We start from the raw sequence: 19,607 nt of genomic DNA, 5'->3' as shown, positions 1-19,607 counted from the left end.
TCACTATCCCGGCTATTTCAGAAGATCAGAATGACGATTAACGCTCCGACAAGCATCCCGAGGCTTCGGCTCATTCGTTCATATTTCATTTGATCGGCCTGGGCGCGGGATTCCTCATGCATTAGTTGTTGAATGGCTAATGATATATGTTTGGTCTGATCCTGACGGTCACTTGTGCCAAGGCTGAAGCTTAATTGCAGCATCACTTCCTTCTCGTCAGCCTTCATGGCCGATCTTCCCCACGCCAGATCCACGCCTGACTGCAGACTTTCCCGGGCAGTGAGTCCATGAGGAGGTTCCATCTGTGTGGCTGCATGAAGGAACAGCGTCTTTACAGGTTCTTTGGTCTGTGCTCCCATCTTGCCCATGGCATCGGGAAGGGGAGTGAGCCCATAATTAATCTCCGTCATTAGTCGCTGGAGGGCTGCAATGAGTTCTCGCAACTGTCTCGGTCTTAATGCATACTGTCTGGCCTTGTAAAATCCGGCGAGGGTGCTGGCTAACAGAATAATTACCGCACCAAACATGTTAACCAAAGGCTTCACCTCCTGCCCCGGTCTGCTGCAACCCACGCATTTTGCCATCAGCCAGCCGAAAGGTCATGCCCCGGCTCGTCCGTTGCAGCTGGACATAACGTTGAAACATCTGCTCCGTAATTAAGGTTCTGAGGGCGGGTCTGGCCGACAGCTCCGAAAGGTCACGGCCATGCGCAGTCGCAATCACTGAGACTCCTGCATGCAGGGCTTCCATCACAGCCTCGGCATCCTCCGGACGACCGATCTCGTCCACAATCAGGACATCGGGCGACATGGAGCGAAGCATCATCATCATGCCCTCAGCCTTCGGACAACCGTCCATCACATCTGTTCGGGGTCCTACGTCGAAGCCAGGTACTCCTTTGTAGCTACCAGCGATTTCGGACCTTTCATCCACAATGCCCACTTTCAGACGTGGACGTATTCCCTGAACCAGTTCAGTTCCCCCTGTAAGCTTTGTACCACTACTAATTTGTCTCGCCAGATCTCGCAGCAACGTCGTTTTCCCTTGTTGTGGTGGTGATAGGATCAACGTGTGCAGGACCTGTCCGCTCTTCATATCGAGAAGATAAGGAAGGATACGATCAGCCACTCCATGTACCTCACGGGCTACGCGAACGTTAAACCCGTTGATGTCACGCAGGTATTCGACACGCCCACCGCTTAGTACCGTTCGTCCAGCAAGCCCGATTCGATGTCCCCCAGGTATGGTGATGAACCCTTTGCGCAGTTCCTCTTCCAATGTATAAAGTGAATGGTTACTGATCAGGTCCAGCAACCTGTGCGTCACTTCTTTCTGAGGAACATACGCTTCTTCAGGATTCCCGGTCGGACAACCTTGAGGTGTCAGGAAGTGGTATGTGTTGCCTGCATTAATCTCCAGGGGTCTGCCTTCTCGAATACGTACTTCCTCCACTTGTTCCAATAGAGCGGGTGGCATTCTTCCGAGAATGGTTCGGATCGGTTCCGGAAAAAGTTCCCTCCAGTTCACCTTCATGAGTAGGCTCCTCCAACCTTGAGATCATTTGGTTCACACTTCTGGCGCTTGTTCATATCTCAAGTTTATGCCTGTACATTTAATTTATGACGCTGAAATCTATCAATTCTTTAGAATACGGTTGAGAGTTGAAACCATAGATGCACCTTCTGTTCTAGGCACCCGTCTAGATGTGCATGCATATAGTAATTGCAGATAGGTAAGTTCCATTCCGGTTCAAAACAGAACTACCGATCCCCAGATACAGAAAGGAGTTGTGGGGAGTGCGAGTTGATGTCGTTGGCAATGTGAATGAAGTACGTACCATTGATATTGCAGGGAGAAGTGCAGTTGTCATTGATGTATTATGTACGACCAGTACAATTGTTACGGCTCTGGCGTATGACGCTTCGGCTGTGATTGCCGTAGAGACCGTTCCACAAGCCAAACAAATGGAAGTGAAAGATTGCATTCGAGGCGGGGAGCGTTTTGACAAAAAAATCACCGGATTCGAAGTGGGGAATTCCCCCTATGAATATATGACTGCAGGCATTGCAGATAAAACAATCATTCTAACCACAACCGATGGAACACGTGCTTTGATCAAGGCTTCCAAGGGGAAACATGTATTTGCTGGTTCATTTCTCAATGTGCAGGCTGTTGCAGCAGCTCTATGTGAACTTCAACGAGATGTATTGCTGTTATGTGCGGGGAACCAGGATGAATTTGCTCTGGAGGACGGCTTGTGTGCTGGATGTATCATCGATGAACTGCACCGTCAATCCTGTTCTCCCCTTCAACTTAACGATCTCGGCATAGTACTTCATCAGGCGGTATCCCAATGTAAGGAGAGCATCCCGGAGTTGGTGCAGGGGTCTGTTAGCGGGCGGAGGCTTGAAAAGTTAGGCAGAGTTCATGATATTTCGTATTGTTCTCAATTAAACCTGCTGGATTGTGTTCCCGAGATGGGGGAGGGGAACCGCATGCAGCCTTATAGAGGCATACGCGGGGGAAAGATGTTCAAGTTGATGTGAGAATTGCCATGAGAAAAACAAAAAAAGGTGTACTGCTGCCCGTTGGCAACAGTACACCTTTGCTAATTTACATACATTGAAGATACTTATCTGCGATCTTGAGGTCCACCGATAACGGCTTGCTCGGCAGTGTCGAGATCATATGCTGTATGCAATGCCTTAATGACGTCATGCAGCTTATCTCCGTCAATAACACAAGATACTTTGATCTCGGAAGTGCTCACCATCTTGATACTCACGCCTTCAGCCGAAATGACTTTGAACATCTTCGCAGCTACACCAGGATGACTGACCATGCCTGCGCCAACAATGGAGATTTTAACGAGGTTCTCCTCAGATGTAACTTCACGGTAAGGCAAGCGGCTGTGAAGGCCTTCAATGACACGTAATGCGTTCTCACGATCAGACAGCGCCACAGAGAACGAGAAGTCCGCTTTGCCATCCATCACACCGCTCTGAACGATAATGTCCACATCCAGCTGATTGGATGCAAGCGCACCAAATACTTCGGCCAGAACTCCTGGTACATCCGGCACACCCAGAATACTGATGCGAGCCACGTTTTTGTCATAGGCAATACCACTAACCACTACGCCTTGTTCCATTGCTGCTTCCTCCTTCACAACCGTTCCTTCATTATGGTTAAAGCTGGATCTTACAATTAAAGGTACACCGGAATGCTTCGCGTACTCTACTGCACGCGGATGCAGCACCGCTGCTCCCAAATTAGCGAGTTCCAGCATTTCGTCATACGATATTTCTTTCAGCTTACGCGCAACCTTAACGATCCGCGGGTCCGTAGAATAGATTCCGTCTACATCCGTATAGATCTCACACGCATCAGCCTTAATGGCCGCGGCCAGCGCTACAGCTGTTGTATCCGAACCACCACGACCCAGCGTTGTGATCTCGCCGTCTTCCGTCATGCCCTGGAAGCCTGCAACAATAACAATGTTGCCCTCAGCAAGTGCTGCATTCACACGGTCAGGTTGAATATCATGAATACGTGCTTTTCCGTGAACCGGCTCTGTGCGGAATCCCGCTTGCCAGCCCGTAAACGATACTGCCTTACGTCCAAGCGCTTGAATAGCCATCGATAACAAAGAGATCGAAATCTGTTCTCCTGTCGTTAAGAGCATATCCATCTCACGAGCAGGCAGTTCACTATTCAGTTGTTTTGCCTGATCAATCAAATCATCTGTTGTATCCCCCATGGCCGAAACCACAACTACACACCGATGTCCTTCATCAGCTTTTTCTACAACACGTCCGGCCACACGCTTCATGCGTTCTGTATCTCCGACCGAGCTGCCCCCAAATTTCATGACGTACAATGACAACGCAAATCCACTCCCTACCTTGTGCAGTATGCATAATTAATGTCCATCGTCATTATTCTCTACGAGAAATGACTTTAACCCAGTATATTACGAAAGCGCCTGATAGGCTAATCTTTTTTCGAAAAAACCCTCTGCCAAAGGAATGGCAAAGGGTTGTTAATAACCTTTTTTAGCTTACAAGCCGTGAAAGTTACGCACGGGAAGAGTATTTACCTTCACGTGTGTCAATCAGGAGAACGTCACCTTCGTTAATGAACAAAGGAACCTGTACGTTCAAGCCTGTTTCCACTTTTGCATTTTTGGTAGCGCCTTGTGCAGTGTTACCTTTAACACTTGGCTCAGTCTCGATGACTTTCAACTCAACGCTTGTTGGCAAGTCAATTCCGAGGATTTCTCCTTGGTAGCTAACGATCTTAACGACCATGTTTTCTTTCAGGAAGTTCAATTCCCATTCCAGTTGATCACTAGTCAATGTGAACTGATCATATGTTTCGTTATCCATGAACGTGTGCTCTGTACCGCTTGCATACAGGTAGGATACGCCACGGTTTTCGATGATGGCACGACCAATCGTTTCGCCTGCACGGAATGTTTTTTCAACGGTGTTACCGTTACGCAGGTTTTTCAATTTGGAACGTACAAAGGCAGCGCCTTTACCTGGTTTAACGTGTTGGAAATCAAGCACGGTATAGATATCGTTATCTACTTGCACGGTCAAGCCTGTTTTAAAATCGTTTACTGAAATCACAAAAAATCCCTCCTGATATGGTTAAAAAGTAGGTGATATAAGACGATGGGTTAATGTTATATGTAAAATGAGCCCAAGAATGGCCACCTCGTTCACTTCGAGTGCAGTACCATCCTCCGATCGCTGTTATCCCCAGATTTTTTTGATCCCATTATCAATGGGAAAATCCGGTGATAAAGGCGAACGCTTCGCTTCTTCAGATTGGTTCTGCACTCTCCGTTATGGTGAAATTTCTTATTTTCAATTTAAATAACACATTAAAAATCGTCTTATATCCCTGTGGCTGTAATTTAGCCGATTACGGTGAACTTCTTGTCCGACTTCGTAAGAATATGAATACCCGTCTCGGTAATCACTACGTCATCCTCGATACGCACGCCGCCAAGCCCGTCAATATATATACCCGGTTCAACGGTAACAACCATACCCGGTTTCAATACATCGTCGCTAAGCTTGGACAAGCGAGGAGCTTCGTGAACTTCCATACCCAGACCGTGGCCTGTGCTGTGTCCGAATTGATCTCCATATCCGTGACCTGCAATGATATCACGAGCCAATGCATCTGCTTCCCGTCCGGTCATGCCCGGTTTCAGGTTCTCCAGCGTATGTAACTGAGCTTCCAGTACAATGTCATAAATTTTGCGCAGTTCAGGTACAGGTGTACCCGTTGCAATGGTACGTGTCAGATCTGAACAGTATCCGTCCAAAAGTGCACCAAAGTCAAATGTAATTAACTCATTTTGTCCGATGACCTTGCTGCTCGCTACACCGTGAGGCATAGCAGAACGTTCACCCGATGCTACAATGGTGTCAAACGAAGAGGACGTTGCTCCATGCTTGCGCATGAAAAACTCCATCTCCAGATCCACTTCACGCTCCGTCATACCTGGTTTTGCAAACTGCAAAACGTGGCTGAACGTGGCATCCGCCAGATCTGCTGCTCTCTGCATAACCGCGATCTCATCTTCATCCTTGAACATACGAAGTTGTTCCACGATCCCGGATACAGCTTTCAGTTCGATAGATTGAAGTGCTTCAGCATAAGCGGAATGCGTGCCAAATGTGACACTATCCTGCTCGAAGCCCACTTCTTTGATATTTGCGGATGCCAGTAGTTCACGCACTGTATCCATCGGCTTGGCTCCATGCTCCACAACGGTGAATCCTTTGGCTTGTTGAGGCGCTTGTGACATATAACGGAAATCAGTCAGCAGATATGCATCCTGTTCCGTAATCAGAACATATCCCGCCGAGCCTGTAAAACCCGTCATATAACGACGGTTAATCGGGTTTGTAATCAGCATTGCTGTGAGTTCATGCTCACGCATGGCTTCACGCAACTTATTTACTCGTTTGTTTTCCATCGGTAACCCTTCTTTCTCTCACATTCCCGGGTTCCCGGCTCAGGTTTGTTTGTCCAGATGACGCACAAGAGCCAGCAATCCCAGTTCATAGCTTACTTCGCCAAATCCGGCAATCTGCCCGATTGTTTCCGCTGCAATCACTGAATGATGTCTGAACGCTTCGCGTGCATGAATGTTGGATAGATGTACTTCCACTGTAGGGACTTTTACAGCATTGATTGCATCACGTATTGCATAGCTATAATGGGTAAATGCTCCGGCATTCAGTATTATACCGTCTGCCTCACCCATCGCTGCATGAATGCGGTCAATGATGTCCCCTTCATGGTTCGATTGATAAAAAGCGATGGAGACGCCAATTTCATCAGCCTGTCTGCGAATTTTGTCCTCAATATCCTTCAGACTAAGCGTTCCATAGATGCCCGGTTCACGTACACCAAGCATGTTCAGGTTCGGACCATTGATCACAATAATTCGTTTCATCGCTGCTCCACCCTCTCTGCAAATAACCATCTGCTATTTTAACACAGGCATTGCCGGATTGAGAAGCTTTTTTGCGCTATGCCCCCGCTTGCTCCGGCTCGCGTTTGCGTTCGTCCGTGTACTCCATGGCTACCGTGTAACCAATGAACAGCCCCCACAGCAAAAAGAAACAGAGTTCCGTGATGATTGAATCCCACGTTAAACCGTTCAAAGGTTTCATCATCCCCAGTTTTGGTCCGACCAGTATAAAGAGAATCAGCCACCAGACGATTCCATATACCATGCCGGGTAACGGTCCTTTCAGTTTTCTAATCGTGAACGTGTAGAGTAAGGATGCCAAGATGGAAAAGACGATAAAAAACAGCCAGCCTGTCAAATGTCCTGCTGCGGTATATATATATTCATGTTTGAAAAAAGGCTCGGCCAGAAATCCGACAGGTACAATCGTAAAATGCAACAGATAGAATAGCCAATGTAGCCCACCCCAGATAAAACCGGCAAAGAAGCCAAGCTCTAATGCAAAGGAAAATGGCTTCGTATAGTAGTGTGCTTGACCTTGCCTCTGGGTAGGGCGCCTGCCCTTGTCTTTTGACTGCCGTTCTTTCGGACGTTGACCTTCATCTTGTGATGTATCTTCATGCTTACGTTCTGTCATCGATATTCTCCTTCATTCAGTTGATAATCCCGCATTATGCCTCGAATTACCGCTCCGATTCTACGAGGTAGTATGTTCAAAACAGGACAATCTTAACAACATCCTTCAAGGTTTGACTCACAAACTAGAAATTGGTCTCAAAATTCGATACAATAGGGTTATTAAACTGCCTTTGATCGCGAAGGCCAAGAACAGAATAGGAAGGTGAATAATTTGCCTCAACAATCCAAGCCTGTCAGCTATGGGGGGCAAGCTGTCATTGAAGGCGTAATGTTCGGTGGGAAACATGTCAACGTTACAGCTGTTCGTAGAAAAGACGGCGAAATTACGTATCTGGAAGTTCCCAAGCAAGACAAGTCCTGGGTCATGAAATTGCGGCGGATTCCTTTATTACGCGGAATTGTCAGCATTATAGATTCAAGTGTCAAAGGTAGCAGACATCTCAATTATTCTGCTGACGCCTATGCTGATGATGAACTGGAACCGGAAGAGAAAGCCAAGCAAAAAGAGAAAGAAGGTTCGGGCTGGAGCCTAAGCATGATCATTGGTGTGACCGCCGTCGCCATCCTTTCATTCCTTTTTGGTAAAGTTGTGCTCACATTGCTTCCTGTTGTTATCGAGAATTTTCTATTCAAAAATGCATTCGACAATCAGTTTTTGCATAATTTACTGGAAGGCGGCATTAAGCTGATCCTGTTACTCGCTTATCTGTGGTTAATCTCACAGACGCCGATGATTAAACGTCTCTTCCAGTATCATGGAGCGGAACACAAAGTAATCAGCGCACATGAAGCTGGTGAAGAACTGACACCGGAGAACGTGCAAAAGTACAGCCGACTGCACTACCGCTGTGGAAGCAGTTTCATTATGTTGACTGTCATCATTGGAGTGTTTCTATACTCCCTCTTCACGTACGATAACCTCTGGGAACGGATGGGTCAGCGTCTATTGTTATTGCCAGTTGTGCTAGGCATTTCTTTTGAACTGTTAAAGCTCACGAATTCGGTACGTGATATTCCTGTACTGCGTTATCTCGGATACCCGGGATTGTGGCTGCAATTGCTGACAACAAAAGAACCGACCAACGAACAGGTAGAAGTCTCCATTGCTTCGTTTAACCGTATGCGTGAGTTGGATGCCAAGCTTGCTAATGTCTCTGCTACGTCAGAAGTACCTGTTGCAACACTCGATCCTGTGAAAGGGTGAATGATATGAACAAGCAGGCAATCTTATTTTGGACGTTCATCGCACTAGCTGCTGTTGGAGTCTTGACTTGGCTGGGGAACGCTAGTCCATCCAGGATCATTATTCCTCTGGTCGTGTTCGGAGCCGTATTCCTGCTGTACAAATATCCGCCTCGTCGCTGGGCAAGCAAAACCAAATCACCTAAGATTAAGCCATCTGCACGAACCATGGCAAAAGTCAATGCACAGTCCAGTGCCAGAAAGAGCAGCGGCTCTTCAAAGAAACGCAAGGATTATCCTTTCCAAGTGATTCAGGGACAAAAAGGTAAAAGCGATGAAGATATACCGAAATTTCACTAAAAGGTACTGAAAATACAAAAAAGCAGTTCTCCCAACATGCGGAGAATTGCTTTTTTCACGTTTATACAGGAATCAGAGGTGGAGCTTCTGCTTGTTTCTTGCGCAATTCTTTTCGTTGTTTGTCCAGCTGTTCATCATACATTTTCATATTCCATCCGTTGAAAAATTCGTTCCCTGCAGTTGCGCCTGATCGATATAAGGCTGTGCTATCCTGTAACGTTAAATGAAATTGCGTCGGTTTAATGCCAAGCGTTGGTATCTTCACTGTCCGAAACCGGTTAATCTGTTCGATATAGCGTTCATCATGTGCTGTGAGCATCGTCTCCACAAGGGCCTGAAGCATGCTTAGCGGTCCTTTAATCCGGGCGGGTTCTACTTCCGTCTTCCCCACCATTTTGAATCCAACAACCGGAATAACGTCTCCTCCTCGTTCCGAACGATCACCATCGAAGAGCCACAACGGAAAATTGCTAAGTAATCCACCATCCACGACATAAACGAACTGATCTTGAAAAGGAAGTCCTTTGGAGAATACTGGTGATTTGCGTATGACTACCGGATCGAAAAAATACGGGATACTGCAACTCATACGTACCGCCTTTGCAACATCCAGCTTCCCAGGGTCAATGCCGAACCGCCGAATATCGTCTGGCAACACCAGAATGGTCCCATTGGATATATCGGATGCGGTAATAAGCAACTTACCTTGTGGCAAGTCAGCGAATGTGCGAATCCCTTTCTGCTCCAGCATCTTGCGAATCCATGATTCCAGTGCCTCCCCCGAATACAGTCCTTTCTTCAAGAACAGCCTTGCTGCCGGTCCGATCCATCGGGTATTAAATATGGGGGAACGACGAAGCAATGAAACAAAGGGGGTATTCTCAATAATGACTTTCATCTCCTCGGCCCTGTAACCAGCCGCTAGCAGAGCAGCTACAATGGAACCGGATGATGTGCCTGCCACTCGATTAAACTGAATGCCGCAGTCTTGAGCACCCTGCACAGCACCTGCAAGCGAGATCCCTTTGACGCCTCCACCTTCAAACACCGCGTTAATTAACATAACAAAAAACCCCCGTTCTCCAGGCAGCCACGTTTCTACTGCCACTCTATGAGAACAAGGGTTTGTCTTATCACTGTATTGTTAAAATGTTTTATAGACCATAGTAGGCTTTTAATTTGGCAATCAAGCCGAGAGGGTTCTTCGTCAGGTACTGTGAACTGAAGAATATATCCCCTTTAACCGAAGAATACTTCTTGTTGTAGTTCAGCTGATCGATGATCTCCTGTGATGTCTGCCAGCCAATTTCCGGCGTACCTAACTTATAAGGAGAGTGACCGATATACAATTTTACATTTGTGTTAGCCACTTCATTCGCCCACCAGTCCACGACTTTGTCATATCGGGCTACACTCAGTGTCATACTCCAATACACCTGCGGAGCGACATAGTCGATCCACTCTTGGTTAATCCATGTCCGCACATCTGCATTCATGCTGTCATACGCGGTTACTCCTGCTTTGGTATCAGAACCTGTCAGATCAACAGATTTGTTACGCCATACACCAAATGGACTAATTCCATATTCAACGTTAGCTTTCACGCTGTGAATGCTCTGCCCGAGCTGCTTAACGAACTGATTGATATTGTCCCGACGCCATTCAGCACGGTCTTTAGTATTTAATGTGTTGTAAGTTTTGAAGGCTGCATCATCATTAAAAGTCACATTGGACGGATAGAAATAATCATCCAGATGTACACCATCAATATCATACTGATTGACCACTTCCATGATCGTATCGATAATATGCTGTCTGGCTTCCGGGATACCCGGGTTAATGTACATTTTGCCGGATGCATTCACAATCCAGTCGGGATGAAGCTTCGAGATATGGTTTGCAGCCAAGTTTGATGTACTAGCTGAGTTCGTTGCTCTAAACGGATTAAACCAGGCGTGGAACTCCAGGCCCCGTTTGTGTGCTTCCTCAACCATAAACGCGAGGGGATCATAACCTGGATCTTTACCTTGTGTTCCTGTCAATACGCTGTTCCAAGGTACCAAACCTGAAGGATAGATGGCATCCCCATTGGCTCTCACTTGGACAAATACGGCATTAATGCCCATACCTTGCAACGTATCTAGCTGTTTCGTATACTCCTGTTTTTGCTTCTCTACATTTCCCTTGGCACCGGATGTAGGCCAGTCTCCATTCACAGTGGAAATCCAGGCTCCCCGCATCTCTTCAGAAGCTGGTACAGTGCCCGTGCCTCCAGGCTCCGCTGGGGTTACCGGGGTTGGTTCAGGAGTTGGGACTGATTCGTCTCCTGTGTAAAGATCAATGGTCTGGGCAGCCTGATTCCAGTTCACTCGAATGCCCAGGTTCTCACTGACGAATCGAATGGGTACCATGACTCGACCTTGTTTCAATTCGACCGATGCATCCAGACCAACTACAGCGTTATCCACGGTCGCCTGCTGGCGTCCGCTCGTCATAGAGATGACCGAATCGGATTTCTTAATGGTCACGGTACGAGTAGCTTGAGACCATAGAACAGACGCACCCAGTCCTTCGCTAATAACACGCAGAGGCACCATCGTTACATTTACTTTGGGCAAGATGTAGGGTGATACATCCGATTCCAAACGGTTGCCGTCTAGAAAAATAGCGATTTCCTTCTGCCCGGCCGCTTGTGCCGTCATGCCTGCTGTCTGTAATCCAAGTACAAAAATGAGTAGCAACATCAATCCTTTACGAACGTTCATTAGTGCAGTCCTCCAAAATCATTATAAATTTGCGGTAAATTCTACTAGTTTAATAGACGCTCCTACCGTTCGTTTAGTTGCGAAAATCACCAAATTATGGTGTGATTGCAGACAAAAAAATGCTTCCTGCCATTGAAACGGCAAGAAGCATTCCTTTGATCACGGGATACAATTCATTGTATATCACCATGTGTATTCCACTGCTTAAACTTAAGACTCCGTATTACTCATGACGTCCTGAAGGTTTTTGAGGTCACGCAACCGGCTCTCATCCTGACGAAAGTATTCAACCAAGGACTCTATGCATGTAATGGAGTCCCAGCTCAGATGATGTTCAATGCCTTCAACATCATTGTAGATATTTTGTTCCTGAACACCAATCGTTGTCAAAAATTGTTCAAGCAGATGATGGCGCTCCATCAAACGTTTGCCCATCTTTTTGCCTTTTGGCGTAAGCACCAGTCCGCGGTACTTTTCATAGATCAGGTACTCGTCTTTGTCCAGCTTTTGGATCATCTTCGTCACCGATGAAGGATGTACTTCCAGTCCTTCAGCTATATCAGACACACGAGCATAGCCCTTTTCATCAATTAATTTGTATATACGCTCCAAATAATCTTCCATACTGGGCGTTGGCATCTGCTTCCCTCTTTTCTCTCTGACCGGCCCCTATTCGTGCCTGGTCCCTATCTTATAATGATACATGTTATCAATACGCATTGGCAAGTCCTGTACAGTTCGGAGCGCGCTGTTACACAAGTAATTGGCAGGCGTGACTTCCCCCCAAACGAGGCAAACTAAACAAAGTTCCGCATCGAAAGGAGTGATTTCGTGAGTACAAGTGTAGCCTCACCGCCAGTTCGTAAAGCAAAAGGTACTAAACCCTTTATTCCCGATTTGGTGTATTTTGAACCCGGTGCGTTGGAATATGATAAAGGCAAAAGGATTATGGAGTGGGTGACATCCAAAAACATACCTTATCAGATGACCACATCCCATAACCGAATCACAAACTTGCCGGGTGAAACCGAACAAGAAAAATATCGGATGGCAAAGCGTACTCTGGTCGTTGGTGTGCGCAAAACACTCAAGTTTGACCAGTCGAAACCTTCAGCGGAATATGCCATTCCCATCTCTACAGGCTGTATGGGGCACTGCCATTATTGTTATCTTCAAACTACACTTGGTGCGAAACCTTATGTCCGTGTCTATGTCAATACCGAGGAGATCATTCAGGCTGCCAAAGGATACATTGAAGAACGCGCGCCTGAAATTACACGATTTGAAGCTGCCTGTACATCTGATCCCGTAGGACTCGAGCATATCACGGAGAATTTAAGTGACCTGATTCGTTTTATGGCGGAAGAAGAATATGGACGCCTGCGATTTGTAACCAAATATCATCACGTTGATCCGTTGCTGAACATTAAGCATAACGGCCACACCCGTATCCGGTTTAGTGTCAATTCGGATTATGTTATCAAAAACTTTGAACCGGCTACCTCCAGATTTGAGGAACGCATTGAAGCTGCTGGCAAAATTGCACATGCCGGTTATCCCCTGGGATTCATTATCGCTCCGATCATGTGGTATGAAGGCTGGGAAGAAGGATACTCGGATCTGTTGCAGAAGCTGGCAGATACGCTTCCAGAGGAAGCAACCAAGGATCTTACCTTTGAGATGATCCAGCACCGTTTTACCAAAACGGCCAAAGCAACCATTGAGAAACGTTATCCTAAAACCAAGTTGGAGATGGATATCGAGAAACGCAAGATGAAATGGGGCCGCTGGGGTCAGTACAAGTATGTGTATAAGGATGACCAGCAAGATGCGCTGCGCGAATTCATTACGGAACGGATCTTCGAACATTTCCCACTAGCCAGTATTGATTACTTCACCTAAACGAACAACAGGATTCCCCAAAATCATATACAGTTAAAAGCATTCCTAACAAACGATTAAAAAGCAGGTTACATGACCCAGATTGACTCTGGTAAACATGTAGCCTGCTTTGTCATGCATTTTAAATTCAAATTCAGTTCATCCGTTTAAATGATCATCCAGTCTGGTGTAATCTGCTGCAACCAGATCGTAATCTTTGTCATCTGATCTGTAAAAAGCAATACCCCAAGGAACAACATTAATGCTCCCCCAACTTTCATCATGACATTGGAATACCGTAAGATCCAACGTGTCGAACCAATGAAAAAGGCCAAAATGAAGAACGGGATTGCAAACCCTGCCGTATAACCTGTAATCAGCGCCAGCCAGGTTGTGGGCTCACTTGCAGCCATAGCAATGATTGCTGTTAGAATAGGGCCAATACACGGCGACCAGCCTGCTGAGAAACCGATACCAAATATAAAAGAGCCCAGATAGCCTGCTGGTTTCCATTTCATATCCAGCTTGCGTTCCTTCATCAGAAACTGCGGCTTGAACACACCAAGCAAAAATAACCCCATAAGCATAATCAAAATCGCAGACAATTGCCGAATCAGTTCTCGGTTATCATTGAAAAATTGGCCAAACAGTCCGGCACCCAGGCCAAGCGAATAAAATACAGCCGAGAAGCCTAAAATAAACGCCAGCGTGTGCGTCATCGTCTTAAAACGGACTTCTCGCTGATTGCGGTCATCCTTCAATTGTTGCACCGTCATACCTGTAATGTAGGAGAGGTATGATGGATACAACGGAAGACAACATGGTGATATAAATGAGACCAAACCTGCTACAAAAGCCATCCATACATTAACATCAGGCATGAAGCGGATGTCTCCCTTCCCCGGGCTCTCGTGCTTGTTCGTTTAGCCGTCAGGCTCGGAACCCTTTTTTTCCAATCATCGTCAGAATCAGCATCATGATCAGCAATAATACAATTGTTGCTCCAGGTGCGAGGTTCCAGATACCTGCTACAACCAGTCCAAGGACTACGGCAATTTCGCCAATCACCACGGACAAAATAATGGCGGATTTGAAACTTCGGGCCATCAACAGGCTGACCGCTACCGGAATGGTCAATAGTGCTGACACCAGAAGCGCACCGACAATCTTGATCGCCGTGCTTATGACAAGTGCTGTCATCACAGTGATTAACATGTTCAGAATTCTCACAGGCAACCCTGTAACCGCTGCCGCATCTTCCTCAAAGCTGAGCAGGAAAAATTCCTTATGTAACAATGCCACTACAATCACCACGATCAGCGTAACCACACCTACGAGCTTCAAATCCATAGCGTCTAATGTATATATACTGCCGAACAAATAACTCATGACATCTGCATTATATCCTTTGCCCAGCGTAAAGAACAAGGAAGCAAGAGCCACGCCACCGGACATGATAATGGCAATCGATAATTCGGCGTAACTCTTGTACGCTTTGCGCAATTTCTCTATCGCAAATGAAGCAAGCACGGCAAATATCAAGCCCACCGCAATGGGATACACTTCAATCAGGAATCCAAGTGCAACACCGGCAATGGTCACATGAGACAAGGTGTCTCCGATCATGGATAACCGCCGTAAGACCAGAAACAGTCCGATTAACGGAGCGGTAATGCCAATTAACAACCCACCCGCCAAGGCACGCTGAAAAAAATCACTCATTAATATTTCCAAAACAAACACGACTCCTTCGGCCTTACTCTAATCTAATGGGCCATAAATACGGCTAGCGTACCTGTGCAGTGGTATGTTGCAGATTGGTCTCAGCACAATCCTGTACCTCATGCGAATGACGGACATGAAAATTAATTTTGCCATTTGTTACCACAGCTTCAGAACCCAGATAACTCTCCATCCGATCCATATCATGAGACACCATTAGAAAAGTCATTCGGTGATGTTCATGCATATGGGTAATCAGTTCAAAGAAACTGGCCTGTGATTCAGCATCAATACCTACCGTAGGTTCATCCAGAATCAACAGATCCGGGTGATTGATAAGCGCTCGTGCCAAAAATACACGCTGCTGCTGTCCGCCCGACAATTGACCAATACGTTTGTTCGCTAGATCCTCGATCCGCATGACCTGCATCGCATCCGTGCACTGTTGCTGACATTTGCGAGACATACGACGGAACATGTTTTTGTTATTATACAAGCCTGACATGACCACTTCACGAACGGTCGCAGGAAACAACGGGTTAAATGCATTCTTTTGAGGCACATACCCGATTCGGTCCCAGTCCTTGAACCTGCGGATCGACTGTCCGAATAGTTTGATATCTCCCTGCGCAGGAGGAAGAAGTCCTACCAGCATGCGCAGCAATGTCGTTTTACCCGCCCCATTGGAACCGATAATCCCTACAAAGTCCCGTTCCTGGGCCATAAAATCGAGATTCTCAATCACTCGCTGGTCCCCGTAGGAAAATGATAGTTTCTCGATCTCTATAATTGGATCATGACATAGTGGCATGATTTGCTGCATGGCAAAGCCGCCCTTCATTATATATAAGAATTCCATAGCGTCCTAAGAGCCTTCACCGTGAACGGTAAAGACTCTTCGATCTGAATTCTTCATTATATCTTATTTTAATGCGATCAGCAGATTTTGCAAATTTTTCTCCATGAGGGTGAAATAATCATCCCCGTTTGTTGCCTGCTCCTTGGTCAATCCCTCAACCGGATTAAGGACCATGGTCTCCACTCCTGCTTCACTTGCCAATGTTTTCGCCAATTTGTCAGATACTAGCTCTTCGAAGAAAATGTATTTAATGCCTTCATCTTTAACGAGTTTCGCAAGCTTCACAATATCCTGTCCTGTCGGTTCAGCATCCGGGGAAAGTCCCATAATGGCATGCTGGGTTAATCCATAATCACGTGCAAGGTAGCCAAACGCTTGGTGCGAGACAACAATTTCGTTGTTTGGTACGTTAGCCAATTCATCTGTAAAACGCTGATCCAGCGTCTCAAGCTTCGTACGAAGCGCTTCATAACGTTGTTCGTAACCTGCTTTGTGATCAGGGTCTGCCTCGACCAGACTATTTTTGATGTTTTCAGCCATGATCATGGCTGATTTCGGACTAACCCACGTATGTGGATCAATATGATGATCAGCGACATCTTCACTGGTAGCCTCATCTGTATGTTCATCTGCATGCTCGTCTTCGTGCTCTTCACCGTGACCGTGCCCATCATCACCCTCAGCAGTTAACAGTTTAACCCCTTCGCTAACGGCAACAGACTTCACCTGTGTATCACTATTCAGCGACTTCAGGAAATTTGGCACCCATCCTTCCAGTCCAGCTCCATTATAGAGAAACAGCTGTGCCTTGGACGTATTAACAATATCCTGACTCTTCGGAGTCCAGTCATGTGGCTCTACTCCCGTTGGCAGCAGGTTAATAACATTGGCATCCTCACCACCGATTGCAGTCGTAAAAGCATATACAGGATAAAATGTCGTCACAACGTTTACCTTGCCTTCCACAATCTTCGCACTATTGGAACTATCCTGCCCACAAGCTGACAATACCAGCAAAGTGAGAATAAGCAAACCCGTCCACAGTAACTTCATGTTGCCTCTTTTGCTCGTCTTCCCTATCCGGTTATCCTGAGCTTGATGTTGCACTTTATAAAATATCATTATGATTCACTCCGCATCTCTTAATCGTAAACATTACTGAAAGAATTATAGGTAACCTGAACCTACTTGTCAAGCTATCTCGTCCTATTCATTCTTTCCTGAAGTACGGAGTTCATAACAGTATATGCTTGTTCTCTTCCCTTAAGATGCGAATTATATCAACAAAAAAAGGGACCCGAATTATATCGGGCCACCTTGAGTCATTTTTATGACAGAATTTGATTTCTTATTTCACTTGTGCGCCATTAGGCATGTTGTCTGGTACTGTAGCCAGTGTAAGTTGGTCGCCATGGGATGCTGCAAGGATCATACCCTGAGACAATTCACCACGAAGTTTCACCGGTTTGAGGTTCGTGACACAGATGACTTTGCGTCCAACCATCTCTTCTGGCGAATAGAACTTCGCAATTCCAGATACGACCTGGCGCTGCTCATAACCGAGATCGAGCTGCAATTTCAGCAACTTATCCGCTTTTTTGACCGGTTCGCAGGCAATGACTTGCGCGACACGCAGTTCAACTTTGGCAAAATCGTCAATACCGATCTCTTCCGTACCTTCAGGTGCGGTTACCGGTTCAACAGGTGCTGAAGCTCCAGCATCTGCTTGACTTGTTTCAGGCTGTGCTGCTTTTCGGCCACCAGTCATTGCTTCGGAAATATAAGCAATTTCCTGTTCGGAATCCAAACGCGGGAAGATTGGATCACCTTTTTGCAATGCGTTTCCAGCTGGAACCAGACCCCATTGCTTGGCTGTATCCCAAGCCGTAAGTTCACCTTCCTGAATGCCGAGCTGTGCCCAGATTTTATGAGGAGCACGTGTCAGGAACGGTTGCAACAGAATCGAAGCAATTCGCAAGCTTTCGATCAGGTGAGCCATAACGGATGCCAATTCATCGCGTTTTGCTTCATCACGAGCCAGCGCCCATGGCTGCGTCTCATCAATATATTTGTTGGTGCGGCTGACAAACTGGCTGATCGCTGTCAGTGCTACGGAAAACTGCAGGTTTTCCATCGCCTGTTCCACTTTTTCCACCGTAGCATGGCCTGCTTCTTCCAGCGAAGCATCAAATTCCGTTACATTCGAAGCAAACGCCGGGGCTTTGCCTTCAAAATATTTGTCTACCATGGCAACGGTACGGTTCAACAGGTTACCCAGATCGTTTGCGAGGTCGGAGTTGACACGCTCTACGAAGCTTTCCGGTGTAAACGTACCATCGGAACCAAACGGTACTTCACGCAGCAGGTAATAACGCAGTGCATCGAGACCATAACGGTCAATCAGGGTAACCGGATCAACGACATTGCCTTTTGATTTGGACATCTTGCCATCCTTCATCAACAACCAGCCGTGTGCAAACACTTTCTTCGGCAAAGGCAAGTCCAGCGCCATCAACATAATTGGCCAGTAGATCGTATGGAAACGAACAATTTCTTTACCTACCAGATGTACATCCGCAGGCCAGAACTTGTTATACAGGGATGCATCGGATGAACCGTAGCCCAGTGCTGTAATATAGTTGGACAACGCATCAATCCACACGTAAACCACGTGTTTTGGATCTCCTTTAACTTTGACGCCCCATTCAAATGTAGTCCGCGATACGGCCAAATCTTCAAGACCTGGCTTGATGAAATTGTTGATCATCTCGTTCTTACGGGATTCCGGCTGAATAAAGCCCGGGTTCTCTTCATAATATTTCAACAAACGATCTGCATATTTGCTCATACGGAAGAAGTAAGATTCTTCTTTGACCAATTCAACTGGGTGTCCGCTATCCGGGCTCTTGGCCGAGATAATCTCACCATTCTCATTCTTCTCTACATCCACCAGTTGAGTCTCTGTGTAATACGTCTCATCCGGAATGCTGTACCAGCCTTCGTACTCCCCTTTGTAGATATCTCCCTGTTTCAGCAAACGGTCAAAGATATCCTGAACAATGGTTTTGTGACGTTCTTCGGTTGTACGGATAAAGTCGTCATTGGAAATGTCCAACTTGTTCCACAGTTCCTTGATCCCCACAACGATATCGTCGATAAAAGCTTGCGGTGTCTGTCCTTTCTCTTGTGCCTTGCGCTCAATCTTCTGGCCATGTTCATCGGTTCCTGTCAGATAATGAGCATCATAACCGCGTAGACGCTTGTAGCGAACCATCGCATCTCCCGCCACAGTTGTATACGCATGCCCAATATGCAATTTGTCACTCGGATAATAAATCGGGGTTGTCAGATAAAATGTTTTTTGGTCAGCCATGAATGACTTCTCCTCCTTCAAATGTTCCTGCTTCATGTGATCCCTTCGTCCAAAACAACTAAAGAAGAACACAAAAAACTCCCGCCCCTATGGGACGAGAGTTGCTCTCACGTGTTACCACCCAAATTCCCCATGTTTTTCGCAAAACACAGGCTCTGTCGGTCCTTCGACCGCCCATTAACGCTGGATCACGCCTCAGCCTTACGACAGCAGCTCTTAAATCACTGTCTGCACGCTCGAAAGAGGTTCCTCCGGGACCATATTCCATCCTCCTCCCAGACCGGTTCTCAGCTCATCCGGCTCTCTGCACTGGGGGTGTGTCTGTAC

Annotated in this window: 19 protein-coding genes; 4 read left to right on the top strand and 15 right to left on the bottom strand. The window is 46.5% G+C overall.

Features of this window, described 5'->3' with window-relative positions:
• Positions 1 to 17: 17 nt before the first annotated feature.
• Complete coding sequence (gene spoIIIAB / locus MHB71_RS04615) at positions 18 to 536, bottom strand: stage III sporulation protein SpoIIIAB (RefSeq protein WP_036614389.1); 519 nt, start codon at positions 534 to 536, stop codon at positions 18 to 20.
• Entirely contained in the window at positions 529 to 1,533 is a 1,005-nt protein-coding gene (gene spoIIIAA / locus MHB71_RS04610; RefSeq protein WP_036674989.1) for a stage III sporulation protein AA, read from the bottom strand. Before spoIIIAA ends, spoIIIAB begins: the two co-directional genes overlap by 8 nt.
• 263 nt (positions 1,534 to 1,796) lie before the next feature.
• Here spoIIIAA and MHB71_RS04605 point away from each other — a divergent pair, with 263 nt between their 5' ends.
• Positions 1,797 to 2,546 (top strand): 2-phosphosulfolactate phosphatase, encoded by a 750-nt coding sequence (locus MHB71_RS04605; protein ID WP_051447358.1) that lies wholly within the window; start codon positions 1,797 to 1,799, stop codon positions 2,544 to 2,546.
• A gap of 86 nt (positions 2,547 to 2,632) precedes the next feature.
• Here the strand turns inward: MHB71_RS04605 and MHB71_RS04600 are convergent, their stop codons facing one another.
• The 5 genes from MHB71_RS04600 to MHB71_RS04580 all read right to left on the bottom strand — a co-directional run bounded on the left by MHB71_RS04600 (position 2,633) and on the right by MHB71_RS04580 (position 7,136).
• Positions 2,633 to 3,886: an aspartate kinase gene (locus MHB71_RS04600; protein WP_036614392.1), complete on the bottom strand. Its 1,254-nt coding sequence runs from the start codon at positions 3,884 to 3,886 to the stop codon at positions 2,633 to 2,635.
• Positions 3,887 to 4,076: 190 nt separating this feature from the next.
• Complete coding sequence (efp, locus tag MHB71_RS04595) at positions 4,077 to 4,634, bottom strand: elongation factor P (RefSeq protein WP_017687580.1); 558 nt, start codon at positions 4,632 to 4,634, stop codon at positions 4,077 to 4,079.
• Positions 4,635 to 4,924: 290 nt separating this feature from the next.
• Positions 4,925 to 5,998 (bottom strand): Xaa-Pro peptidase family protein, encoded by a 1,074-nt coding sequence (locus MHB71_RS04590; protein WP_036614396.1) that lies wholly within the window; start codon positions 5,996 to 5,998, stop codon positions 4,925 to 4,927.
• 39 nt (positions 5,999 to 6,037) lie between these two features.
• Complete coding sequence (gene aroQ, locus MHB71_RS04585) at positions 6,038 to 6,481, bottom strand: type II 3-dehydroquinate dehydratase (protein ID WP_036614400.1); 444 nt, start codon at positions 6,479 to 6,481, stop codon at positions 6,038 to 6,040.
• A 76-nt stretch (positions 6,482 to 6,557) separates the two neighbouring features.
• Positions 6,558 to 7,136 carry a YqhR family membrane protein gene (locus MHB71_RS04580; protein ID WP_047843627.1) on the bottom strand — a complete coding sequence of 193 codons (579 nt, stop codon included), beginning with the start codon at positions 7,134 to 7,136 and terminating at the stop codon, positions 6,558 to 6,560.
• Between the two features lie 213 nt (positions 7,137 to 7,349).
• Here MHB71_RS04580 and MHB71_RS04575 point away from each other — a divergent pair, with 213 nt between their 5' ends.
• Both MHB71_RS04575 and MHB71_RS04570 read left to right on the top strand, forming a co-directional pair.
• Positions 7,350 to 8,342 carry a DUF1385 domain-containing protein gene (locus MHB71_RS04575; RefSeq protein ID WP_047843628.1) on the top strand — a complete coding sequence of 331 codons (993 nt, stop codon included), beginning with the start codon at positions 7,350 to 7,352 and terminating at the stop codon, positions 8,340 to 8,342.
• 5 nt (positions 8,343 to 8,347) lie between these two features.
• Complete coding sequence (locus tag MHB71_RS04570) at positions 8,348 to 8,680, top strand: hypothetical protein (RefSeq protein ID WP_036614407.1); 333 nt, start codon at positions 8,348 to 8,350, stop codon at positions 8,678 to 8,680.
• Between the two features lie 61 nt (positions 8,681 to 8,741).
• Here MHB71_RS04570 and MHB71_RS04565 read toward each other — a convergent pair whose 3' ends face one another.
• The 3 genes from MHB71_RS04565 to mntR form a co-directional block, all read right to left on the bottom strand.
• Positions 8,742 to 9,743 (bottom strand): patatin-like phospholipase family protein, encoded by a 1,002-nt coding sequence (locus MHB71_RS04565; RefSeq protein ID WP_076327966.1) that lies wholly within the window; start codon positions 9,741 to 9,743, stop codon positions 8,742 to 8,744.
• A 91-nt stretch (positions 9,744 to 9,834) separates the two neighbouring features.
• Positions 9,835 to 11,445, bottom strand: a complete 1,611-nt coding sequence (locus MHB71_RS04560; RefSeq protein WP_340028921.1) for a family 10 glycosylhydrolase — start codon at positions 11,443 to 11,445, stop codon at positions 9,835 to 9,837.
• Positions 11,446 to 11,655: 210 nt separating this feature from the next.
• Positions 11,656 to 12,084 (bottom strand): transcriptional regulator MntR, encoded by a 429-nt coding sequence (mntR, locus tag MHB71_RS04555; RefSeq protein ID WP_036614415.1) that lies wholly within the window; start codon positions 12,082 to 12,084, stop codon positions 11,656 to 11,658.
• A 192-nt stretch (positions 12,085 to 12,276) separates the two neighbouring features.
• Here mntR and splB point away from each other — a divergent pair, with 192 nt between their 5' ends.
• Complete coding sequence (splB, locus tag MHB71_RS04550) at positions 12,277 to 13,347, top strand: spore photoproduct lyase (protein ID WP_047843632.1); 1,071 nt, start codon at positions 12,277 to 12,279, stop codon at positions 13,345 to 13,347.
• A gap of 146 nt (positions 13,348 to 13,493) precedes the next feature.
• Here splB and MHB71_RS04545 read toward each other — a convergent pair whose 3' ends face one another.
• The 5 genes from MHB71_RS04545 to metG form a co-directional block, all read right to left on the bottom strand.
• The gene (locus MHB71_RS04545) at positions 13,494 to 14,207 is read right to left on the bottom strand and encodes a cytochrome c biogenesis protein CcdA (RefSeq protein ID WP_036614418.1); all 714 of its coding nucleotides are present in this window, start codon (positions 14,205 to 14,207) and stop codon (positions 13,494 to 13,496) included.
• 49 nt (positions 14,208 to 14,256) lie between these two features.
• Positions 14,257 to 15,060, bottom strand: coding sequence for a metal ABC transporter permease (locus tag MHB71_RS04540; protein ID WP_340028920.1), 804 nt, complete (start codon positions 15,058 to 15,060; stop codon positions 14,257 to 14,259).
• 52 nt (positions 15,061 to 15,112) lie between these two features.
• Positions 15,113 to 15,871 carry a metal ABC transporter ATP-binding protein gene (locus MHB71_RS04535; RefSeq protein ID WP_036614907.1) on the bottom strand — a complete coding sequence of 253 codons (759 nt, stop codon included), beginning with the start codon at positions 15,869 to 15,871 and terminating at the stop codon, positions 15,113 to 15,115.
• Positions 15,872 to 15,970: 99 nt separating this feature from the next.
• Positions 15,971 to 16,960, bottom strand: a complete 990-nt coding sequence (locus tag MHB71_RS04530; RefSeq protein ID WP_180361737.1) for a zinc ABC transporter substrate-binding protein — start codon at positions 16,958 to 16,960, stop codon at positions 15,971 to 15,973.
• A 295-nt stretch (positions 16,961 to 17,255) separates the two neighbouring features.
• A complete protein-coding gene (metG, locus tag MHB71_RS04525) occupies positions 17,256 to 19,316 on the bottom strand; it encodes a methionine--tRNA ligase (RefSeq protein ID WP_340028919.1) in 2,061 nt (686 codons plus the stop codon).
• Positions 19,317 to 19,607 lie beyond the last annotated feature (291 nt).

Origin of the sequence: Paenibacillus sp. FSL H7-0940, assembly GCF_037979415.1 — a bacterium.
Lineage (GTDB): Bacteria > Bacillota > Bacilli > Paenibacillales > Paenibacillaceae > Paenibacillus > Paenibacillus amylolyticus.
The sequence above is the reverse complement of the archived record's forward strand: the minus strand, read 5'-3'. Positions and strand labels throughout refer to the sequence as shown.

Bases quoted from the DNA above. Each gene is read 5' to 3' on its own strand.
- MHB71_RS04560 (WP_340028921.1), bottom strand. From the start codon at position 11,445: ATGAACGTTCGTAAAGGATTGATGTTGCTACTCATTTTTGTACTTGGA.
- MHB71_RS04580 (WP_047843627.1), bottom strand. From the start codon at position 7,136: ATGACAGAACGTAAGCATGAAGATACATCACAAGATGAAGGTCAACGT.
- MHB71_RS04565 (WP_076327966.1), bottom strand. From the start codon at position 9,743: ATGTTAATTAACGCGGTGTTTGAAGGTGGAGGCGTCAAAGGGATCTCG.
- MHB71_RS04535 (WP_036614907.1), bottom strand. From the start codon at position 15,871: ATGCAGCAAATCATGCCACTATGTCATGATCCAATTATAGAGATCGAG.
- mntR (WP_036614415.1), bottom strand. From the start codon at position 12,084: ATGCCAACGCCCAGTATGGAAGATTATTTGGAGCGTATATACAAATTA.
- MHB71_RS04545 (WP_036614418.1), bottom strand. From the start codon at position 14,207: ATGCCTGATGTTAATGTATGGATGGCTTTTGTAGCAGGTTTGGTCTCA.
- aroQ (WP_036614400.1), bottom strand. From the start codon at position 6,481: ATGAAACGAATTATTGTGATCAATGGTCCGAACCTGAACATGCTTGGT.
- MHB71_RS04570 (WP_036614407.1), top strand. From the start codon at position 8,348: ATGAACAAGCAGGCAATCTTATTTTGGACGTTCATCGCACTAGCTGCT.
- MHB71_RS04530 (WP_180361737.1), bottom strand. From the start codon at position 16,960: ATGAAGTTACTGTGGACGGGTTTGCTTATTCTCACTTTGCTGGTATTG.
- metG (WP_340028919.1), bottom strand. From the start codon at position 19,316: ATGAAGCAGGAACATTTGAAGGAGGAGAAGTCATTCATGGCTGACCAA.
- MHB71_RS04590 (WP_036614396.1), bottom strand. From the start codon at position 5,998: ATGGAAAACAAACGAGTAAATAAGTTGCGTGAAGCCATGCGTGAGCAT.
- spoIIIAA (WP_036674989.1), bottom strand. From the start codon at position 1,533: ATGAAGGTGAACTGGAGGGAACTTTTTCCGGAACCGATCCGAACCATT.